Origin of the sequence: Vibrio coralliilyticus ATCC BAA-450 (assembly GCF_000176135.1) — a bacterium.
Taxonomy (GTDB): Bacteria; Pseudomonadota; Gammaproteobacteria; order Enterobacterales; family Vibrionaceae; genus Vibrio; species Vibrio coralliilyticus.
Genome location: NZ_ACZN01000017.1, coordinates 279,112 through 299,980, shown reverse-complemented (window position 1 = coordinate 299,980; position 20,869 = coordinate 279,112). Strand labels below are relative to the sequence as shown.

Below are 20,869 nucleotides of genomic sequence, written 5' to 3'. Positions count from 1 at the left end.
TAATACCCGCAATTATTCGACACTAGTGTCCAGTCTTGTCAGGGACAGGTATTAACGCGAAAAGGTTTACTTCAATAGAGCATCGGTAATTTGGATACCATAAATGGCAACCAGACCAATAACGCCAGTCACTACAAGATAGTAGAACGTTGGGATAACGGTCTTGCGTAGCGTCGCACCTTCACGACCCAGAAGGCCGACAGTTGCCGAAGCGGCTACAACGTTGTGAATCGCAATCATGTTACCTGCTGCCGCACCGACTGCTTGAAGAGCGACGACGACTGCACTTGAAATAGACAACGTCTGAGCAACTTCAAACTGGAACTGACTAAACATCATGTTAGAGACGGTATTTGAGCCTGCGATGAATGCACCCAAAGCGCCAACTGTTGCACTGAGTGCCGGGAAGGCTTCACCCACCAAACCTGCAGCGAAGTTTGCGGTAGTAACAGGCATACTTGCTAAATCAGCACCGTTGATTCCAGAGTTGATAAAGATACGTACCATTGGGATGGTAAACACAAGTACGAAGCCTGCACCAATTAGTGTCTTACTCGATTCACCAAACGCTTTCGTCAATGGGGTAGCACTGCGTGCTTGAAGAAGTACTGCAATCAAAGCGACAAACACTAAGATGCCACCAGGCAGATATAAAGGTTGGATAGCAGTACTGATACCAGCTTCACCAAGAATGTTGCCAAACGACAAACTCACACTACGCAGCATGGCTTTGAATTCAGCGCTGACACGACTCGCTACCAGGACTACAGCTAGAAGCACGTATGGCAGCCAAGCCATAACCATGCTCATTGGCTTGTCTTTGGAATCCGCCAGATCAATCTTAAGAGAGCCTAGCCATTCTGCAGGCCATTTCTTCTCGTCTTCAAAATCCCACGTTGATTTAGGAACAAGGAAGCCACGCTTAGCAGCTGAAACCACGATCGCTAAGCCAACCAGACCACCGATAAGTGATGGGAATTCTGCGCCCAAGAACACACCCGTTAATGCGTACGGAATAGTAAAAGCAAGGCCTGCAAAAATGGCAAATGGAAGAATGTCTAGGCCTTCTGTCCAGCTTCTGTTCTTGCCAAAGAAGCGCGTTAGCATCATCGCCATCAGTACAGGAATCAGAGTACCCACAGAAGCGTGGATTAGCGCAACGCTGGACGTTATCTGCTGGAGGTATGCGTCCCAGTTTGAACCGTTAGCCACAAGCGCTTCAGTAATGTTATGTGTGTCTAGGCCTTTGTTCACGCCGACAATGATCGGGGTTCCTACAGCACCGAAAGACACGGGTGTAGACTGAATCATCATGCCCATTAGAACGGCAGCAAGAGCAGGGAAGCCAATCGCGACCAGAAGCGGAGCAGCAATGGCAGCTGGGGTACCGAAGCCAGAGGCGCCTTCAATGAATGAGCCAAAACACCAAGCGATGATGATCGCCTGAACTCGACGGTCTGGCGAAATATTGGTAAATCCATTGCGGATGGTTGATATCGCTCCAGTATGCTTCAGCGTGTTGAGCAGGAAAATGGCGCCGAAAACAATCCATAGAACAGAGACAGTGATGCCTAATCCTTGGAAAATAGACGCAAGAACTCGGGTAGTAGACATATCCCAGAAGAATAGGGCAATAATAACCGTCAATCCGAAAGCGACAGGCATTGCGCGTTTAGCTGGCCAGTTGAGACCGACTAATAATATAGCCGCAACAACTATCGGCGAAAAGGCCACTAAGGCCAGTAAGGTTTCACTCATTGGTACATCCTCGTACAGGCTTTTACTTTTACAAATCAGGATTCTCTAGAATCTCTTGGATTTTATAATTGTGATATTTGTGTTAATTCGAGGTGAATTTACCCCTTTCTTTTTTATTGATATAGGGAAATAATGAAAATAATTAATTCCAAAAATGACATAATGGTATGCGTGCGGACGATATAATCTTGTTTTCTCAGGTCGTAGAACTGGGTAGTTTTAGTAAGGTGGCAGAGATAAATAACCTTACAAATTCGGTAGTTAGCAAAAGAATTGCTCGATTAGAAGAAGAAATTGGCGTTCAACTATTATATCGAACTACGCGTAAATTAACGTTAACTGAGGCTGGCAAGGCGCTGACCCACGGCGCGAAAAATGTGAAGCAAGCCGCTCAGGAAGCAATGGATGCGGTGTCAGGATTTGGTGAGAGTATCAGCGGCCACATCAAAATGTCGGTTCCTTCAATCTCTGGTGACCTAATTTTGGCTGATGCAGTGGCGGAGTTTTGCAACTTACATCCAGGCTTAACGGTTGATATGTCACTCGATAATCGCTTTGTCGACTTAGTCGAGGGCGGTTATGACTTAGTGATTCGCACGGGGTATCTTGAAGATTCAAGCCTGATTGCTCGTCATATTCTTGATTCTCAATGGGTGGTCTGTGCATCACCTTCTTACATCGCACGCAACGGAAAACCGATTAAACCTGAAGACCTTGTCACTCACAACTGCCTGCAATACGCATATCAAACAACAGGTGCCTCTGAGTGGGAGTTTAAGTCAAAATCGGGCAACTATATTGTAAAGGTCTCTGGCTCGTTCTCGACCGACAATGCGACGGCATTAAGGAAAGCAGCGTTGGGTGGGCACGGGATTGCGTATGTACCGCGATGCTTGGTTTATCATGATATTCGCAATGGTCAGCTGGTGGATCTGTTTCCTGAGTTGGTCGGTAAGCGACTGGGAATTTACGCGGTGTACCCGTTTACTCGTCAGCCACCCAATAAGGTTAAGCTACTGATTGAGCACATTCGGGCGCGTTATCTGGCTATTTCACACTACTTTTAAATAGAAAAGCCGATGCATCCATGCATCGGCTTTGATTGGCGGCCAAACCAATGTATTTCTATTTACTACGCTGCGACGATCTCTTCGTCTAAATCGAAAGACGCATCAATAAGCATCTTAGTATAATCGTTCTTCGGAGAGTGGAAGATTTCATCGGCTGTGCCTTCTTCCATCACTTCGCCTTTCTGCATCACTAATACGCGATCAGAAAGTGCTTTCACTACGCTCAAGTCATGACTGATGAACAGGAAGCCGATGTTGTGCTTTTTCTGAATATCTTTAAGCAGGTCGATAACGGTCAGCTGTACAGAGCGGTCGAGTGCAGACGTAGGTTCATCCAGAAGAATAAATGAAGGTTCTAGAATCAAAGCGCGAGCAATTGCGATACGCTGACGCTGACCACCAGAGAACTCATGTGGGTAGCGGTTAATTGAGTGAGGGTCGAGTCTCACCTCTTCCAATGCTTTACGAGCACGCTGCATACGCTCAGCACGACCCATCTGAGGCTGATGCACTGTTAGACCTTCAGTGATGATGTCGCCGACAGTCATACGTGGGGAGAGAGAACCATAAGGGTCTTGGAAAACCATCTGAATGTCTTTCTTAAGCTCAAAGCGTTCTTTCTCGCTCAGTGCTTTAACATCCTGACCTTTAAACTCAATGCCACCCGAACAAGGCAGTAGGCCGATAAGCGCACGGCCGAGCGTCGATTTTCCTGAGCCAGACTCACCGACAATACCTAAGGTCTCGCCTTGTTTAAGCTCAAGTGAAATGCCTTTAACCGCTTCAAAGTACTCATTTTTACTCTGAATAAAATGAGACTTTATCAGGAACTTGACTCGAATATTATCAGCTTTAAGTAATGGCGGAGCGCCATCCTCTACCGGATCTTTACTGCCTTTCGGAATCGAGTTGATCAGCATTTTTGTGTAATCATGCTGAGGGTTTCTAAACAATGCCTGACACTGGCCTTCCTCAACCACATCGCCTTTACACATAACAATAACGCGATCAGCAAGGTGTTTTACGACCCCTAAGTCGTGCGTAATGAACAGAATGGCCATGCCCATTTTAGCCTGAATCTCTTTGATCAGATTCAGTACTTCTGCTTGTACTGTTACATCAAGTGCAGTAGTCGGTTCGTCAGCAATAAGAATGTCAGGTTCGTTGATAAGCGCCATCGCAATCATAATACGTTGCAACTGACCGCCTGAGAATTCGTGTGGGTACTTAGTGTATGCTTGCTCCGGGTTTGGAAGATGAACCAGATTAAACAGCTCAAGCACTTTTTGTTTCGCTTGAGAACGCGATACTGGGCGATGACACATGATGGCTTCTGCCACCTGAATGCCCACTCGCATAAATGGGTTGAGAGAAGTCATTGGTTCCTGAAAAATCATACCAATGCGGTCGCCGCGAATGGACTGCATATCTTTTTCAGGTTTATCGACCAGCTGCTCACCTTCAAAGATGATGCTGGACTGGGAGTGAACAATGGCATTATTTGGTAGTAACTGCATCAGAGCGTTGGTCGAAACGGACTTACCACTACCAGATTCACCTACGATAGCGAGCGTTTCACCCTGAAAGAGTTCGAAGTTAACATCCTTTACCGCGTCTACAATACCGTCGTTTGTTGTAAAGCTGACCGAAAGGTTTTTAACCTCTAAAATTGGCATCTGTGACATTTGCATTCCTTGTTTTAATTTATTTGATGCGAGCTTTCCGTTGCATTGCCATAGCTCTTCAATGCTGAGAAGTGGTGATGAGCTTTTTGAACTTGTTCAAACTCTAGCATCCACTGAGCATTACGTTGAGCACTACAAAACGCGCCCATATGGCGCAAAAGATCCTCACAGTTTTTATCAAGAATGTGGTGAGTAGCCTGAACCAATTCTGCCGATTCAATCGACATAAACTGAAGCAAAGCATAGCTTTGGTTGAGCAAGTCGAAGGCACTTTGATGCTGACCCATCTTGTTGAGGATCTCTGATTGAGAGACAGCAGCATCACGTAAGCCAGTTAATAAGCAGCTGAATTGGCAAGGTTTGGTTTGGTCATCACTTAGCGCGCTTTGGATATGCGTCGGTAAATGATGCAGAACTTGATCGTACAAGTAGTGTGCCTCTGGCCAATGACCTTGTTCTAATAACTGCTCAGCTTTTAGGTAATGTGTCCAGCACTGTTGTAGATCCATGTTCAATTACTCCACCAAAATCGTAACAATGCATATTTAAATGCAATTCATTAACCATTGCAAATAATTATCATTTAAATGATATTTGACAGCATAATTGGTGAATATTTAGGCAGTTGAACCCGAATAATGCCTAAGTCACTAAAATATAAACAAAACTGGCCTACACTAGGTCGTTATAGAGTTGATGGAAAATAACAATAAGGAAAGAAAGATGGCAATTCAACGGCTAGAAATGAGCCAGCTGTATCATGCTGCGGAGCTGGAAATGCTACCGAGTAAGTCTACAAAAGAGCTGGCACCCATTGACGAAATCGTCGGTCAAGAACGTGCTCAAAAGGCAGTAGAGTTCGCTATGTCCATTAAGGAGAAGGGCTACAACATCTATGCTATTGGCCAAAATGGCCTTGGTAAGCGAACAATGATTTTGCGTTACCTCAATCGCCACCAGCACGATGCGAAAGCACTTTACGACTGGTGTTATGTCGCAAATTTTGAAGATATCAGGACGCCCAAAGTACTGGCACTCCCATGCGGTATCGGCAGTCAACTTAAACAAGACATCGAGAAATTGATGTCAAAACTGGTCAATGCGATTCCTCTGGCATTCGACAATGAGCTCTACTACAGCCGAGCCGATAAGCTTAAAAACCAACTGGCGCAAAAGCAGGAAGCAGAGTTAGCCGTCATCACCAAAGAAGCAAAAACCAAAGGCATCAGTCTTACGATTACTACTCAGGGTGACTACCAGTTTGTCGCGATGAATGGTGAGGAGATGCACACTGAAGAGTCTTTTGAGGAGCTGACAAAGAAAGAGCAAGAGTATTTTGGCTCTACCATTGATGAACTTGAAATCAAGTTGAGAGATATGGTTCGTCAGTTGACGGAGTGGGAAGAAGCGTACAGTGAAAAAATTAAGAAACTGAACGACGACGTTACATTGGATGTCATCACCCACTTCATCAAACAGCTGAAAAAGGACTACTCCGGTTACGCAGAAATCAAAGCTTATCTGACAGAACTTCAGCAAGATATTGTTGAAAACGCTGACATCTTTTTAGAGCAAAGTGCAGAGCAAGGAGAGGTTGCTACAGCATCTTTAGATAAGAAACTGCCACGTCGGTACAAAGTTAACGTTCTTGTAAGCCGCAAAGATGATGAGTTTCCTATTGTGGTTGAAGAGAACCCGAACTATCACAGTTTGTTTGGTTACATTGAAACAGCCACTTTCAAAGGTACCGTGTTTACGGACTTCTCATTGATTCGCCCAGGTAGTCTGCATAAAGCTAATGGCGGCGTGCTATTGATGGACGCTCAAAAAGTGTTGGAACAGCCTTATGTCTGGGATGGATTGAAGCGTGCACTGCGAGCTCGCAAACTAAGCTTTACCTCGCTTGAGAAAGAAGTCACGTTAACAGGTGCGGTTTCGCTGGACCCTGAAGCCATCCCACTGGATGTTAAGATTATCCTATTTGGTGATTACCGCACCTATCAACTACTTCAACATTACGATCCGGAGTTTAGCGAACTGTTCCGCGTAACGGCTGACTTCGAAGATGAAATGACACGTAGTCCGCAGTCTGAACTGCAATATGCGCGTTTTATTTCCAGTGTCGTCAACGACAACAATATGCTCCATTGTGATAAGAAGGCCATCGCTCGGATTATCGAGCATAGTTCTCGATTGTCCGGCGATCAGACCAAGCTCTCATTGCACTCAGCCAACATCGCTAACCTGATCCGCGAGTCAAATTACGTTGCTCGTCAGGCAAACTCGAACATGATTCGCTCTAGCCATGTTGAAGAGGCATTAGCTAATCAGGAGATGCGAGTCAGTCGCCTTAAAGATAGTGTGATGGAAGGTTTCATCAACGGAACCACCCTGATCCAAACCGAAGGGGAAGCCATTGGCCAGGTTAACGCGTTATCTGTTTTGAGCACCAGTGAGTACATGTTTGGTGCCCCAAACCGTATTACAGCGACGACTTGTTATGGTGGCGGTGAAGTGATCGACATTGAGCGTAGTGTTGACTTAGGTGGCAGCATTCACTCAAAAGGTGTCATGATCTTAACCGCTTACCTCTCTTCAGTATTTGGTAAAACGGCCAAAGTGCCGTTAACAACCACCATCACGTTTGAGCAGTCCTACGGTGGTGTTGATGGTGATAGCGCAAGTATGGCGGAGTTCTGTGCGGTGGTATCGGCCTTTTCTAAACAAGCTAACCGTCAAGATATTGCAATTACAGGCTCAATGAACCAGTTTGGTGAAGCACAGCCTATCGGTGGTGTTAACGAGAAAATTGAAGGCTTCTTCGATGTGTGTACGATTAAAGGTCGAAGTGAAAATCAAGGCGTGATCATACCAAGAGCCAACATGCACAACCTCATGCTACGCCCTGATGTTGTAAAGGCGGTTGAACGAGGCGAGTTTCAAATCTGGGCTATTGACCATGTGACTGAAGCCATTGAGTTATTCATGGGTAAACCTGCGGGTGAGCCAAGTGATGAGGGCAGTTACCCAATTGATACGGTATTTGGTATTGCTCAAGCCAAGCTCAATGCATTAAGAAAATAACCAAAAAGGGCTTTCAGATGAAAGCCCTTTTTAATTTTATAGTTCTACCAGTTCATTACCAGATGTTTGGCTTTTCCCAAAAGCGTCAATATTGCCTAGGGTAGTGTCAGCTATGTTGCCAAGTGCTTCATCGGTTAAGAAAGCTTGGTGACCAGTGAAGAGAACATTGTGACAAGCGGACAAGCGACGGAATACATCATCGACAATGACGTCATTAGACTTATCACGGAAAAAGAGTTCTTTCTCATTTTCATAGACATCTAGCCCAAGGGCACCGATTCGCCCAGTTTTTAAGGCTTCAATGGCAGCGGCAGCATCCAACAATCCGCCACGGCTTGTGTTGATGAGCATTACGCCATCTTTCATCTTACTGAAGGCTTTTTCATCTAGGAGGTGGTAGTTTTCTTCAGACATCGGACAGTGCAGCGTGATGATGTCACTTTTCTCAAACAACTCCTCTTTTGAGCAGTAGATTGCTCCCAGCTCGATGGCTAGAGGGTTCTCAAATGGATCAAAGCAAAGGATGTTCATGCCTAGGCCTTTGAGGATACGCATAGTAGCGATACCAATTTTACCTGTGCCGATTACACCCACTGTTTTACCGTGAAAGTTAAAGCCAACTAAACCGTCTAACGAGAAGTTTGCATCTCTGGTACGCTGATAAGCTTTATGAAAACGGCGGTTTAGGCTCATCATTAAGCCAACAGTGTGCTCTGCGACGGATTCTGGTGAGTAAGCGGGGACACGAACCACCTGAAGACCAAGGCGCTTAGCCGCGTCTAAATCTACGCGATCAAAACCAGCACAACGCATTGCAATCAGTCTCACGCCTTGTTCTGCAAGTGCTTCTAGCACGGGTGCAGATAAGTCGTCATTAACAAACGCACAAACCACCTGGCAGTCATGGGCCATTTTGGCGGTCTTTTTGGTTAACTGGAATTCATGGAAATGCAGTTCAAATCCATACTCTTTATTTACTTTCGCGAAGGACGCTTCGTCATAAGACTTAGCACTAAACACAGCGACATCTAACATGGTAGGCCTCTCTCAAAATATTACGGGAGGAAATAGAACGGGCTCTATTGAACCGTGATTCAAGAAAAAATTAAACCACAAATTTGCTGTGGAAAATTAAACACTTATATTCCTCAATTATTTACAGTGATGTTTTTATTATTAATAAAGTGCCTCGCAAAATTAGCTCAATTTTCATCTCAAGATCACTTTTTTACTGCTAAAGTGGTATTTATAAATTAAATAGCTCTTAGCTTATTAATCATCGACTTAAGTGGAGGTGAGGCTAAGGGCAGATGGAATTTTGTTCTCTGGCTAGGAAATATGGATATGATTAAACAAAAGCTTTCTGAAGTGTCCATAGCAGCACGAGCGTGGTCTATATTAGGCTTGTTTGCTATTGGTTTATTTGCGAATACTCTCCTCAACATTGCCCAGTCCCGCGAGCACATGCGTGAAAACTATGAGCGAGGTGTGTCAACTCTGGTCGAATCTGCATCAGGTGTTGCTAAACACTACTACCAGCTCTATCAATCGGGTCAAATCTCAGAAAGCGAAGCTCAAGGTAGAGCGCTACAAACCATTTCCGCAATGCGATTTGATGGTGACAACTATATATTTGTCGGTGATTCTGATGGTGTGCAGTTAGCCAGTGGTGTGTTGTCTTTACTTGGAAAAAATATCCTTGGTTTGAAAGACAGCGAAGGTAAGTTTTTTGTTCAGGAACTTTATCAGGTGGCCAGAAATGGTGGTGGCTTTGTCGACTACAGCTGGAAGAACCCAGATAGTGAGAAATTGGATCCTAAAACCAGTTATGCGTTAATGTTTCAGCCTTGGGGTTGGATGATTGGCTCTGGCATGAATATGGTCGCGCTTCAGGCTGACATGCACCGCTCTGAGGTTGCATCTGCGGGTTACGCCATTAGTATTCTTGCTGTTCTTTCTATCACAATCGGTTTTTTCATCAAAACAATCACATCTCCTATTAAGCGTACCGTTCGAGCTATGCAAACCTTATCTAAAGGTGAAGGTGATCTGACCCAAAGGCTTCCAGAAGAGGGCAGTAAAGAACTCGTACTTCTCTCTCGTTACTTCAACCAATTTGTTGCTTCCGTGCAAGGAATCATGCTCAGCATCAGCGATGCGGGTAGCCAAGTCTCTAGTGCTGCTAATCAGCTTTCTAATTCTGTTCATCATATCGACGACAGCCTTAACCAACAGCAAAGCGATGTGGATATGCTCGCGACGGCTATGACCGAAATGCTAGCAACGGTTGAAGAAGTAGCCGCTCGCACTGTCGAAGCGAATGACGCTAGTCGTTTAGCTGCTCAGGAAGCCAACCACAGCCATAAGATCATTGACAAAAACGTTCAAGAAGCCAATGAACTTGCGGAGCAAATACAGTCTGCTAGTCAGGTTGTTCAGAAGCTCGCATCAGATGCTCGTAACGTTGACACGGTTCTTGAAGTTATTCGCGGCGTTGCTGAACAGACCAATCTACTCGCTCTAAATGCAGCAATTGAAGCGGCAAGGGCAGGTGAACAAGGACGCGGCTTTGCAGTGGTTGCGGATGAAGTAAGAAGCCTCTCTCTTCGTACTCACGAGTCTACTTTAGAGATTCAGAACATTGTTGAGAAACTTCAGGTCGGCGCTGAAAACGTGGTGAAAGTTATGGACCAGGGCACAGCCAAAGCGACTAATGCATCAGAGCTCTCAAGTCAGGCCGGTGAGGCTCTGAACAAGATTAACAAAGAGGTTCACACCATTGAGGAAATGAACCAGCACATCGCTACTGCTGCAGAAGAGCAAACCGTGACGGTGAATGATATTAACCGCAATGTGGTGAGCCTGAGTGATATGGCATCTACGGTGTCTGGAGAGTCTACCCAGATGGCGAGTTCTAGCAAGGAGCTTGGCCGAGTTTCAGATGACCTAATGGCCATGATTAATCGTTTCAAACTGGCTTAGCTTGAGGCCTCGGGGTGATATGGTAGAATCGCGGCAAATTTTTTAATCGTGAACATTGAATGCGACACCTAAAAACTGCTATTCACCCTGATATCAGCCATCTTGATGACAAAACGGTCTTCCAACGTAATGCTGCAAGAGCCATTGTTATAGATGGCGAAGACATCCTTTTGTTATACACCGAGCGTTATCATGATTACACCATCCCCGGTGGTGGTATTGATGATGGCGAGGACATTATCGCAGGTATGGTACGGGAGCTTCAGGAAGAAACAGGTGCGCAAAACATTCACAATATCAAGCCATATGGTATCTACGAAGAGTTTCGCCCTTGGTACAAAGACGACGCTGATGTCATGCACATGCACTCTTATTGCTACACCTGTAAAGTCGATCGTGAGTTAGGTGAAACTGCGTACGAAGATTATGAAATCAAAAATGGCATGAAGGCCGTATGGATGAACATCCATCAAGCGATTGCCCACAATGAAAAGACTATTGCAGAGAGCCCGAAGAAAGGCATGAGTATTGAGCGCGAGACGTTTTTGCTACATATGATCGCTAAAGAAATGCTCTAAAATAAAGCCCGTACCTTGCGGGCTTTATCCTTTTATCAATTGGATCAAATTATCTTTGCTATCAAAATGGACGCTGTATTCATGGCGATGGTTGATGAGTGAACGTGCTCTCGCCAGTTCCATGTGCTCATGAACTAGACCTAACAACTCATCACCGTCAATGTCACTATCTGATGAATAACTCGCTCCGCCAATTTGTAACGTAATCGGTAATTCTGATGAGCCGTCTACGGCGGAAATGAGGCGTTCACAGATTGCTTTCCCATCCCTGTTCGTGGTGTCTTCCAAGACGAAATAAAAGTTTCCACGTGTTCCTCTGGCAATCAAATCAGACTGACGAATGAGCTCTTGTGCAATGAATGCGAAGTTTTGTAGTAAGGTATCGCCAGCTTCATAGCCCAAACGACGGTTTATCGCCCCCAATCCTTCTAAATGTATGTCTAACACCAGCACGCTGGTTTTGTGTCGCTTACAACGAGCCAGCATTTTTTCCAGTTCATTAGGAAAGGTGTTGTGATTGTACAGATCGGTTAGCGGATCTTTTACTTCCATTAATGCGGCGTAGCGACGAGAGTCTTCCATCGATTTGGTGTGCAAAAATTGGAGTAAGATAGATAAATCCAACTGCAAGCGAAGTTCAAGTGAACGAAAGTTCTCTAAGGAACGGCAGCGGCTAGCCAGATTATCGATGATACATCGATGTAATACGTGGCTCACAATGGAGTAGTACTCATGCACCTCTTCATATTTGGCAATGCCAAGAATGTGTTGAGCGAGCTCTTCAATATACCCCTCTTCTAATTCTTGAGTCAGCAGCGTATCGAGATAAGCATCTAAGGACTGGTGAATATGGAAGTGGCCAAGTATTTGGCTAACCACGTCAGAGTGTTCAAAATGCTGAAGGAGCTGAGTGTAGACCGCCGTTTTAATCTCTTCTCGGCTTTCTGTGGTGAGTGAACTTTGCCATGCCTGACTATCGCCATATGACAAGGAAAGCGCGTCCAAGCGCTGGTGTAGTTCAAACGGTCCAAACTTAAACAGGTCACTAATCTGTGGCATAGCGCATCCTTGACGTGAACTCTTCGATAGGTTTTTAGCGAACACCTATACTTATTCAAGTATTTGAATTATTAATGTTAATTAATAGTATAGTAATAAAAGAATAGCGAATTCAGCTGAGGACACAGGGAATGACCAAAATGCGCAACGTTCTATTAGGTGCCATGATCGCGAGCATTAGCTCGATCGGTTACGCCAAAGTTATCGAAACGACCAGTTTAGTCGGTTTTGGTGAGGCTAAATACCCAAACAACTTTACTCACTTTGATTACGTAAACCCTGACGCCCCCAAATTTGGCAAAATTACTTATGGCCGAGTCGGGACGTACGATAACTTTAACCGATTTGCCTCCAGAGGTGTCGCCGCTGCCGCAACAGGGGAGTTGTATGACACGCTCATGTTTTCCCCTAGTGATGAAATCGATGCCTATTACCCTCTGATCGCAGAGAGAGTGAGATATTCGGATGACTACACCTGGCTTGAAATGGACATCAATCCTAAGGCACGTTTTCACGATGGAGAGCCAATTACTGCGCACGACGTGGCTTTCACGTTCGATAAATTCATGACTGAAGGTGTACCGCAGTATCGCGTTTACTATAAAGACATTAAGTCGGTAACGGCCAAGGACGATCTGACGGTCCGTATTGAAATGGCAACGCCTAATCGTGAAAAGATGTTCAGCTTTGCTCAATCTACCCGAGTGTTGCCGGAACATTTTTGGAAAGACAAGAAATTTTCAGAGCCTCTTTCAACTCCTCCTATTGGCAGCTCAGCGTACAAAATTGCCGATTATAAATCTGGCCAGAGTGTCACTTATTCGCTAGTAGACGACTACTGGGCGAAAGATCTGCCGGTAAACGTCGGTCGTAATAATTTCAAGGAAGTGCAATACGACTACTATCGGGATGACACTGTAATGTTGGAAGCTTTCAAAGCAGGTGAATTTGATTTTCGTTTGGAAACCTCGGCGAAGTTCTGGGCAAATTCGTACACGGGTGTGAACTTTGATAAAGGTTACATCACCAAACAGGAAATCCCTCATCAAAAACCAGAAAACACACAAGCTTTTGTATTCAATACGCAAAGTGATGTATTTAAAGATGCCAGAGTTCGTGAGGCGTTGACCTATGCGATGGACTTTGAGTGGATGAACAAGAATATGTTCTACGGTCAGTACACTCGAACACGTAGTTACTTCCAGAATACCGACTATGAAGCGAAGGGCGTACCGAGCGCTCAGGAGTTGAAGGTTTTAGAGCCGTTTAAAGACGAGATTCCACCTCGTGTGTTTACAGAAGAGTTTCAGCCTCCGGTTACCGATGGTTCGGGGCGTATTCGTGCCCAGATGCGTACAGCGTTTAAGCTGCTAAAAGAAGCAGGTTGGGAGCTGAAAAACAAAGTACTAACCAATACCAAAACAGGTGAACCGTTTAGCTTTGAGCTATTGATCTATAGCCCGACTGCGGAGCGTATAGCGATTCCAGTACAGAAAAATATGAAGCGTATGGGCATCGATATGAAGATCCGCTCAGTTGATACCACACAGTACATTAAGCGACTTCGTGATCGCGACTTTGACATGGTCTCTTCCGCCTACTCTGCGAACCCATATCCAAGCCCGAACTTAATGATTGTCTGGAACTCCAACTACATTGACTCGACCTACAACACGGCGGGTGTTATTGATCCAGTCGTTGATAGCCTGACGATGGAAATCTCCAAGAAACAGCAAGACCCAGATGCATTACTTTCTTTAGGACGTGCTCTCGACCGCGTGTTGCAGTGGAACTTTTACATCATTCCACAATGGCACGTGAGCGAATATCGTGTGGCGATGTGGGACAAATTTGAGCGTCCGGAAAAAATGCCTAGATATGACTTAGGTATTGATACTTGGTGGATATCAAAGGATAAAGCCGCCAAATTACCTGAAAAACGACGTTAACAGAGGGATAGATGGCAGCCTATATATTTCGTCGCTTACTCTTGGTGATCCCCACGCTGTGGGCGATCATCACCATCAACTTCTTCATTATTCAGATAGCACCGGGAGGGCCGGTTGAGCAGGCTATTGCGCAGCTAGAAGGGCATAGTTCTGGCATTATGGAACGTTTTGCTGGGGGCGGCAGTGAAGTTGACCTCGATGTAGGAAGTGATGCTAACTCGACTGGCTATAAAGGTTCACGGGGTCTAGACCCGGAAGTAGTTGAAGAGATTAAAAAGCAGTTAGGTTTTGATAAGCCTCTGCATGTGCGTTACTTCGAGATGCTCAAAAACTACGCCACATTCAACTTTGGTGAGAGCCTGTTCAAAGGCGGTAATGTGATTGATTTGATTATCGAGCGCTTACCTGTCTCTATTTCATTGGGTTTGTGGAGCACGCTGATCATTTACTTGATTTCCATTCCTTTGGGCATCATGAAGGCTATCCACCATGGCTCCCGATTTGATGTTTGGTCAAGCGCTGTAGTGATTGTTGGGTATGCGATCCCCGGTTTCCTGTTCGCCATCATCTTGATTATCTTATTTGCGAGTGGCAATTACTTTAGTTGGTTTCCGCTTCGGGGGCTGGTATCCAGCAACTTTGAGCAGCTCGTTTGGTATGAGCAAATCATCGATTATTTCTGGCATCTGACATTACCGATACTGGCAATGGTGATTGGTGGGTTTGCAACACTGAGTATGCTGACGAAGAACTCTTTTCTCGATGAGATCAATAAACAATACGTTGTAACGGCACGAGCGAAAGGTCTGGATGAAAGAAGTATTCTTTACAAACACGTGTTTCGCAATGCGATGTTGATCATCATTGCTGGTTTCCCTGCGGCGTTCATCAGCATCTTTTTCACCGGCTCCATGCTGATTGAAGTAATGTTCTCACTCGAAGGGATTGGCTTACTCGGGTTTGAGTCAACCATACAGCGAGACTATCCAGTCGTATTTAGTTCCCTTTACATTATGACCTTGCTTGGCCTAATTCTGAGCATAATTTCTGATTTAACATACACCTGGGTTGACCCAAGAATTGATTTTGAGGCGCGTTAATGCTGACGAAAAGAAGACGTAATCCGTTAAATGAAGCGCGCTGGCTTAGGTTTCGAGCAAACAAACGTGGCTACTGGTCACTGTGGATTTTCATGACGCTGTTCGTGTTTAGCTTGTTTGCAGAACTGATAGCCAACGATAAGCCATTGCTAGTGGAGTACGAAGGTGCGTGGTATTACCCGATCACGACTCAATATGCGGAAACTGAGTTTGGTGGGGAATTTGAGACCGAAGCGGATTACACCGATCCGTATGTCATTGAGCTGATTGAAGAGAAAGGATACATCATCTGGCCTCTGATTCGTTTTAGCTACGACACGATCAATTACAACATCTCTGGTTCGGTGCCCTCTGCGCCCGACAACGTTAACCTACTTGGTACCGATGACAAAGGACGGGATGTGCTGGCACGAATCATCTATGGTTTCAGGATCTCTGTTCTGTTTGGTTTTGTACTGACAATTATTTCCAGCGTGATTGGAGTGATTGTTGGGGCTTCACAAGGCTACTACGGTGGCTGGCTTGATTTGTTAGGCCAGCGCTTTATCGAAGTCTGGTCAGGAATGCCGACGCTTTTCTTGTTGATTATTCTGTCCAGTTTCGTCGAACCCAATTTCTGGTGGCTACTCGGTATTATGGTTTTGTTTAGCTGGATGAGCTTAGTTGGGGTGGTCAGGGCAGAGTTTCTGCGTTGCCGCAACTTCGATTATGTTAGAGCAGCGCAGGCAATGGGCGTAAATGATAGCCGTATTATGAGACGCCACATGCTACCAAATGCGATGGTCGCCTCTTTAACTATGATGCCTTTCATTCTTTCTGGCTCCGTAACCACATTGACTTCTCTTGATTTTCTGGGCTTTGGTTTACCGGCTGGTTCGCCTTCATTAGGTGAATTATTGGCCCAGGGGAAAGCTAATTTACAAGCACCATGGCTAGGTTTTTCTGCCTTCTTTGTATTGTCTGTAATGTTGACTCTGCTCGTGTTTGTTGGCGAAGCCGTTCGTGACGCCTTTGACCCTCACCATCAGGGGAGATAATTATGACCAAACCAGTATTAACAATTGACGGTTTATCAGTAGGGTTTGGCCGCGGAAAAGATGTCGAACAAGTGACTCATCAAGTTTCGCTGTCTATCAACAAAGGCGAAACGCTTGCACTGGTTGGAGAAAGCGGCTCGGGCAAGTCTGTCACCGCTAATTCCGTGTTGAAGTTGCTTCCTAAGGGCTCGTCCCATTATTTGGAGGGTAGCATCAATTTTGATGGCATCGACATGCTGAGCTGCTCGGAGAGGCAACTACGGGGTATTCGCGGTGGCCGGATCGGAATGATCTTTCAAGAGCCGATGGTTTCTCTTAACCCTTTGCACAAAGTTGGAAAGCAGTTGGTTGAAACGCTGTCCATTCATCGTGGTGTGCGACAGAAAAAAGCGGAGACCCTAGCGATTGAATGGCTAGGTAAAGTTGGGATCCGTAACCCGGATGTGAAGATTAATTCGTACCCTCATGAGTTGTCGGGCGGTGAAAGGCAGCGAGTGATGATAGCCATGGCTTTGATTAATGAGCCTGAGCTTCTGATTGCTGATGAGCCAACAACAGCATTGGATGTGTCTGTACAGGCGCAAATTTTGGATCTCTTGAAGGACCTTCAACAAGAATTGGGTATGGCAATGCTGTTTATTACCCATGACCTTAGTATTGTACGCCGTATCGCTGACCGAGTCGCAGTGATGCAGAATGGAGAGTTAGTCGAAGAAGCGGATTGTCGATCTCTTTTCTCGGAGCCTAAGCACCCATACACGCAGAAACTCATTAACTCTGATCCTAGAGGCTTGCCTGTCGAAACTCCGGTTGATTCTAGTAACCTCTTGTCGGTCGATAACCTTAGAATCTGGTTCCCGATTACTGGGGGGCTGTTTAAGCGTGTCGTTTCTCATATTAAAGCCGTTACGGATATGAAATTTGACCTAAAGCGAGGGCATTCGATAGGGCTGGTCGGCGAAAGCGGTTCGGGTAAATCAACGACGGGGATGGCCATATTACGTCTTGTGCATTCCGAGGGTTCAATCTTTTACCAACAGCAGGAACTGCAAGGTTTGGATCGAAAACGCATGCTGCCGTATCGAAGTAAGATGCAGGTGGTGTTTCAAGACCCATTTTCTGCACTTAACCCGAGGATGTCTGTCGCACAGGTGATTGGGGAGGGGCTGCGTGTTCATCATGAATATGACGATTCAACTGTAGATAAGATGATCTGTGAGGTTATGAAGGAAGTGGACCTCGACCCTGAAACTCGTCATCGTTATCCAAATGAATTCTCCGGTGGGCAGCGTCAACGTATTGCGATAGCTAGAGCGTTAATCCTTAAGCCTGAGTTTATTCTACTTGATGAGCCAACATCGTCATTAGATAGAACGGTTCAGGCTCAGGTCTTGGACTTGCTGAAATCGCTACAAGAAAAGTATCAGCTTACATATCTGTTTATCAGCCATGACTTGAATGTCGTTAAGTCGTTATGTCACTACACTATTGTCATGAAGCAAGGCGAGATTGTTGAGCAGGGCGAGACAGCGTTGTTATTTGAGCAACCAGAACAGTCGTATACCAAAGAGTTGGTTGAGCTTTCGAGTTTTTAGACGCTGACAAAGACAAAGGCTGCAAACAGCAGCCTTTGATTTTTATATGCTTTTTAGTTTGTGAGCCCAGATCTTTTCAAACTCTTTGCTAATGTCGATTTCACTTAAATGTGCCACGTGAAAGTCGATAAGTTCTAGCTCAAAGGATGGTGTGGTGTAGACCGAACCATTATCAATCGCGTCGACCATGCGATCCGCCATAGCGGCTGGTCCAGCTTGTCTAAATGCAACTAATTCTGCTTGTTTATTCAAGCGAATCTCACTGACTGCCGCCTCATATTCAGAATGTGTAAAGCCTACCGCTAATGCTGTTTTGATTTCTTGCTCAACGATCTGTTTTGTGGCTTGCTGCTCACCATCAGGAATCTTTGAAACCAGTACTTGAGATAACAGTTTCTGGTTAAACAAGATTTCATTCTTAACGGAAACGGTCGCCGAAGAATGGACATCAGCCAGCGCAGATTCAATTCGGTGCTCTAGGATCTGATTGGCAATAGTGGCGAGCAATAGGTCTTTTCGCATCAGTTTGCTATCGACGTCGTCCGACACATGAGCTAGTGCACTGAGTGAAACACTATGCTTTCCTTGAGTACCTGAAATTCCGTTGTTACCCATTCTTAGAGCAGGCTGCTGAGTTTTTGTCAGAGGTGTTGGGTTATGCCATTGAGAGAATGCCTTTTGCACCTTGTTTTGCAGCGTACGAGCTTTGAAATCCCCTGCGATAACCAAAGTCATGTTTGTTGGTACATAGTACTGAGAAAAGTAGTGTTCTAGATCTTCCAACTGCACTCGACTGGCTGATGTTTCGGTTACTGGTGAAGTACTTTTCCCAAGCTCAAGAGAGTCAAGTTGGTTCTGACTGACGACAGTTGGGTAATCGGTCAAATTTGCTGACTGTTTCCAAGCTTTTTGCACAAAACTCTGCTGTGAGAAGCTTGTCTCGATGAAGTCCAAAGCACCTTCTAATGAGTGTTGGCTGTCGTTTATTGTGCTCAGGCTGTAGACAGTTTGCTGGTAATCCGTCGTTGCTGACCACTTTGAATCACCAATTATTTGATTCGCGAGAACACGAGAGACTGGAAGGTACGAAGGCTCCTGAGCAACACCTGCTCCAACTCGAAGGCGTAACTCTAATGCTTGTTGTTTGTTAGGCGTAGCAACTAAAACCAAGCGGATACCATTTTCAAGAACCGATGTCTGAATATTACGAGGCATCGTAATATCGGTATGTTCGAACCAAAGAGGAGAGGTTGGTTTTGCGGTTACAGGTAACGCAGCGATAGCAGTAAAAAGAGCTGTCAACGTTATTGTTAAAGCGCGGTTATAGATAGACACAGCAAACTCCTGAAGAAGACCTTAAGTGTTTCCCTGTTCATCAATCGACCTGCATATAGCTATTTAGAGGCGGTATTGAGCGAAAATCGTATCCGTGATTGAGAAAGGATGGCCTTTCTTCGCATTGCTGGTTTGTTACAACCAGAGTAGAACATATTCATTTATAAAATGTGGCGGGATTTTGTACAAATTCACGCTATTAGTCAAACTGTATTGGATTTTGAGTAGTTTTTGTCTCGTTATTGAAACAGCCCAGCAGTCGGACTACTGGCAATAGATAACGTTGCGTCCGCTCTCTTTGGCTTTGTACAGAAGAGCATCAGCCTTCTTTAAGGATTGAGGTATAGTACCGACGACCGGATGTATACCGCCCGATATTGTTACGTTCGGAGCCTGAGTGAATTGTGATACATCGATACGAATTCTATTCATCACCTGCTTGGCATCTTGAACTGAAGTTGTATTGATTAGGACGACAAATTCCTCTCCACCTATACGAAACGCGTAATCAGCAACGCGAATGCGAGATTTAATGATAGCTGCAACACGTTTGATGACTTGGTCGCCGACATCGTGACCGTATTTGTCATTCACAGCTTTGAAATGGTCAATGTCGAATATTCCGATAAAGTAGCCTTTACTGGCTAAGCTCTGTTGCTCTACTTTCTGCAAATAATGGCGGTTATGTAAACCAGAAAGTTGGTCTGTGTAGGTGATCTTATTTAACTCACGGCGCTCTTGCCTGAGTTTATAAAGATAGTAGGACGCTCCAACACTGATGCACAAAAGTGCCAAGATAAGATACAGATATTTTGGAATAAACTCGTCTTTAGGAACCACTTTTAGAAGGAAATAAGGTTTACCACTAAAAAAGCCAATATCTCTATAAACAAAATAATTTTCGCCTTGTTCGAGTATACCTTCCGAGCGCTGACTGCGATTTAAATCATTCCAGACTTTTGAGTAAGCATCGGGTAAATACTGATAACTGTTGATTGCTGGGTGTGAGCTTGAGTAAATAAAGCCATCGTCATCCAGTAGTAGAATGTTATCACGGCTCGTGTTATTAAATTCGCTCATATCAACATCTAGAACAAGGTAACCAAGATGTTGGAGCCCTTGATACACAGGTGCAATCTCAGTAAATAAACCTAAGTCAGGTTGATAGAGTATTTGGTGCGCTTCTTGGTTAAGGCTACTAGCGTAAAAAGAGTTATAAGAATCAATCAGATGCTTGTATCGATAGTGACGAGAAGGGGTTCTGCTGACTATCTCAATACTGGTAATTAAGTTCTGATTCTCCAGTAAATGCTGAGTGAGATCATAAAACAAATCGGGGTGTGTGAAGTACTGATGGGCAATCTGGGTTTTGCTGAGAGCGGCATAGCTGCTGATTTGCTGTTTACGCAAATTCAGGGTTTCGTCAATCGCTTTTAGCTGGAACGAAATGTCTTTCTTCTTAGCGTCTTTGATGAAGCTTAGAGGCGTGTTTACAATGAAAACAGCGAAAAGCATGAGTGCCAGACAACGCAGTTCTATGTTGGCAGACGAGCTGAGAGGCCTGCTGTAATGTAAAAACATTTCCTATGTTTATCTTGTTTATATATTCATCAAGGACTCAAATGTTATGGAGCATT

At 45.0% G+C, this 20,869-nt stretch carries 15 protein-coding genes; 8 read left to right on the top strand and 7 right to left on the bottom strand.

Features of this window, described 5'->3' with window-relative positions; genetic code table 11:
• Positions 1-66: 66 nt before the first annotated feature.
• Positions 67-1,758 (bottom strand): L-lactate permease, encoded by a 1,692-nt coding sequence (locus VIC_RS16560; protein ID WP_006961199.1) that lies wholly within the window; start codon positions 1,756-1,758, stop codon positions 67-69.
• Positions 1,759-1,925: 167 nt separating this feature from the next.
• Here VIC_RS16560 and VIC_RS16555 point away from each other — a divergent pair, with 167 nt between their 5' ends.
• Positions 1,926-2,825, top strand: a complete 900-nt coding sequence (locus VIC_RS16555) for a LysR family transcriptional regulator (RefSeq protein WP_006961198.1) — start codon at positions 1,926-1,928, stop codon at positions 2,823-2,825.
• A 65-nt stretch (positions 2,826-2,890) separates the two neighbouring features.
• On the opposite strand, the gene VIC_RS16550 is transcribed toward VIC_RS16555, so the two are convergent.
• Both VIC_RS16550 and VIC_RS16545 read right to left on the bottom strand, forming a co-directional pair.
• Positions 2,891-4,513: an ABC transporter ATP-binding protein gene (locus VIC_RS16550; RefSeq protein ID WP_039952126.1), complete on the bottom strand. Its 1,623-nt coding sequence runs from the start codon at positions 4,511-4,513 to the stop codon at positions 2,891-2,893.
• A gap of 14 nt (positions 4,514-4,527) precedes the next feature.
• Positions 4,528-5,022, bottom strand: coding sequence for a hypothetical protein (locus VIC_RS16545; RefSeq protein WP_006961196.1), 495 nt, complete (start codon positions 5,020-5,022; stop codon positions 4,528-4,530).
• Between the two features lie 214 nt (positions 5,023-5,236).
• Here VIC_RS16545 and VIC_RS16540 point away from each other — a divergent pair, with 214 nt between their 5' ends.
• On the top strand, positions 5,237-7,597 hold the full coding sequence (locus tag VIC_RS16540; RefSeq protein ID WP_006961195.1) for an ATP-binding protein: 2,361 nt from the start codon (positions 5,237-5,239) through the stop codon (positions 7,595-7,597).
• A gap of 36 nt (positions 7,598-7,633) precedes the next feature.
• On the opposite strand, the gene VIC_RS16535 is transcribed toward VIC_RS16540, so the two are convergent.
• Complete coding sequence (locus VIC_RS16535) at positions 7,634-8,632, bottom strand: 2-hydroxyacid dehydrogenase (protein WP_006961194.1); 999 nt, start codon at positions 8,630-8,632, stop codon at positions 7,634-7,636.
• A 309-nt stretch (positions 8,633-8,941) separates the two neighbouring features.
• Between VIC_RS16535 and VIC_RS16530 the strand changes: the two genes are divergently transcribed.
• Together VIC_RS16530 and VIC_RS16525 are read left to right on the top strand one after the other, a co-directional pair.
• Entirely contained in the window at positions 8,942-10,579 is a 1,638-nt protein-coding gene (locus tag VIC_RS16530) for a methyl-accepting chemotaxis protein (protein ID WP_006961193.1), read from the top strand.
• Positions 10,580-10,638: 59 nt separating this feature from the next.
• On the top strand, positions 10,639-11,157 hold the full coding sequence (locus tag VIC_RS16525; RefSeq protein WP_006961192.1) for an NUDIX hydrolase: 519 nt from the start codon (positions 10,639-10,641) through the stop codon (positions 11,155-11,157).
• A gap of 24 nt (positions 11,158-11,181) precedes the next feature.
• On the opposite strand, the gene VIC_RS16520 is transcribed toward VIC_RS16525, so the two are convergent.
• Complete coding sequence (locus VIC_RS16520; protein WP_006961191.1) at positions 11,182-12,216, bottom strand: GGDEF domain-containing protein; 1,035 nt, start codon at positions 12,214-12,216, stop codon at positions 11,182-11,184.
• 140 nt (positions 12,217-12,356) lie between these two features.
• On the opposite strand from VIC_RS16520, the gene VIC_RS16515 reads away from it, so the two are divergent.
• From VIC_RS16515 to VIC_RS16500, 4 genes are read left to right on the top strand one after another with little or no spacing between them, the layout of a single operon-like run.
• A complete protein-coding gene (locus tag VIC_RS16515) occupies positions 12,357-14,165 on the top strand; it encodes an extracellular solute-binding protein (RefSeq protein ID WP_413788335.1) in 1,809 nt (602 codons plus the stop codon).
• An 11-nt stretch (positions 14,166-14,176) separates the two neighbouring features.
• A complete protein-coding gene (locus tag VIC_RS16510; protein WP_006961189.1) occupies positions 14,177-15,265 on the top strand; it encodes a microcin C ABC transporter permease YejB in 1,089 nt (362 codons plus the stop codon).
• Positions 15,265-16,302 (top strand): ABC transporter permease, encoded by a 1,038-nt coding sequence (locus VIC_RS16505; RefSeq protein WP_039952125.1) that lies wholly within the window; start codon positions 15,265-15,267, stop codon positions 16,300-16,302. Before VIC_RS16510 ends, VIC_RS16505 begins: the two co-directional genes overlap by 1 nt.
• 2 nt (positions 16,303-16,304) lie before the next feature.
• Entirely contained in the window at positions 16,305-17,897 is a 1,593-nt protein-coding gene (locus VIC_RS16500) for an ABC transporter ATP-binding protein (RefSeq protein ID WP_006961187.1), read from the top strand.
• A gap of 42 nt (positions 17,898-17,939) precedes the next feature.
• On the opposite strand, the gene VIC_RS16495 is transcribed toward VIC_RS16500, so the two are convergent.
• Both VIC_RS16495 and VIC_RS16490 read right to left on the bottom strand, forming a co-directional pair.
• Positions 17,940-19,232: an insulinase family protein gene (locus tag VIC_RS16495; protein ID WP_006961186.1), complete on the bottom strand. Its 1,293-nt coding sequence runs from the start codon at positions 19,230-19,232 to the stop codon at positions 17,940-17,942.
• Between the two features lie 264 nt (positions 19,233-19,496).
• A complete protein-coding gene (locus VIC_RS16490) occupies positions 19,497-20,813 on the bottom strand; it encodes a GGDEF domain-containing protein (RefSeq protein WP_039952122.1) in 1,317 nt (438 codons plus the stop codon).
• Positions 20,814-20,869 lie beyond the last annotated feature (56 nt).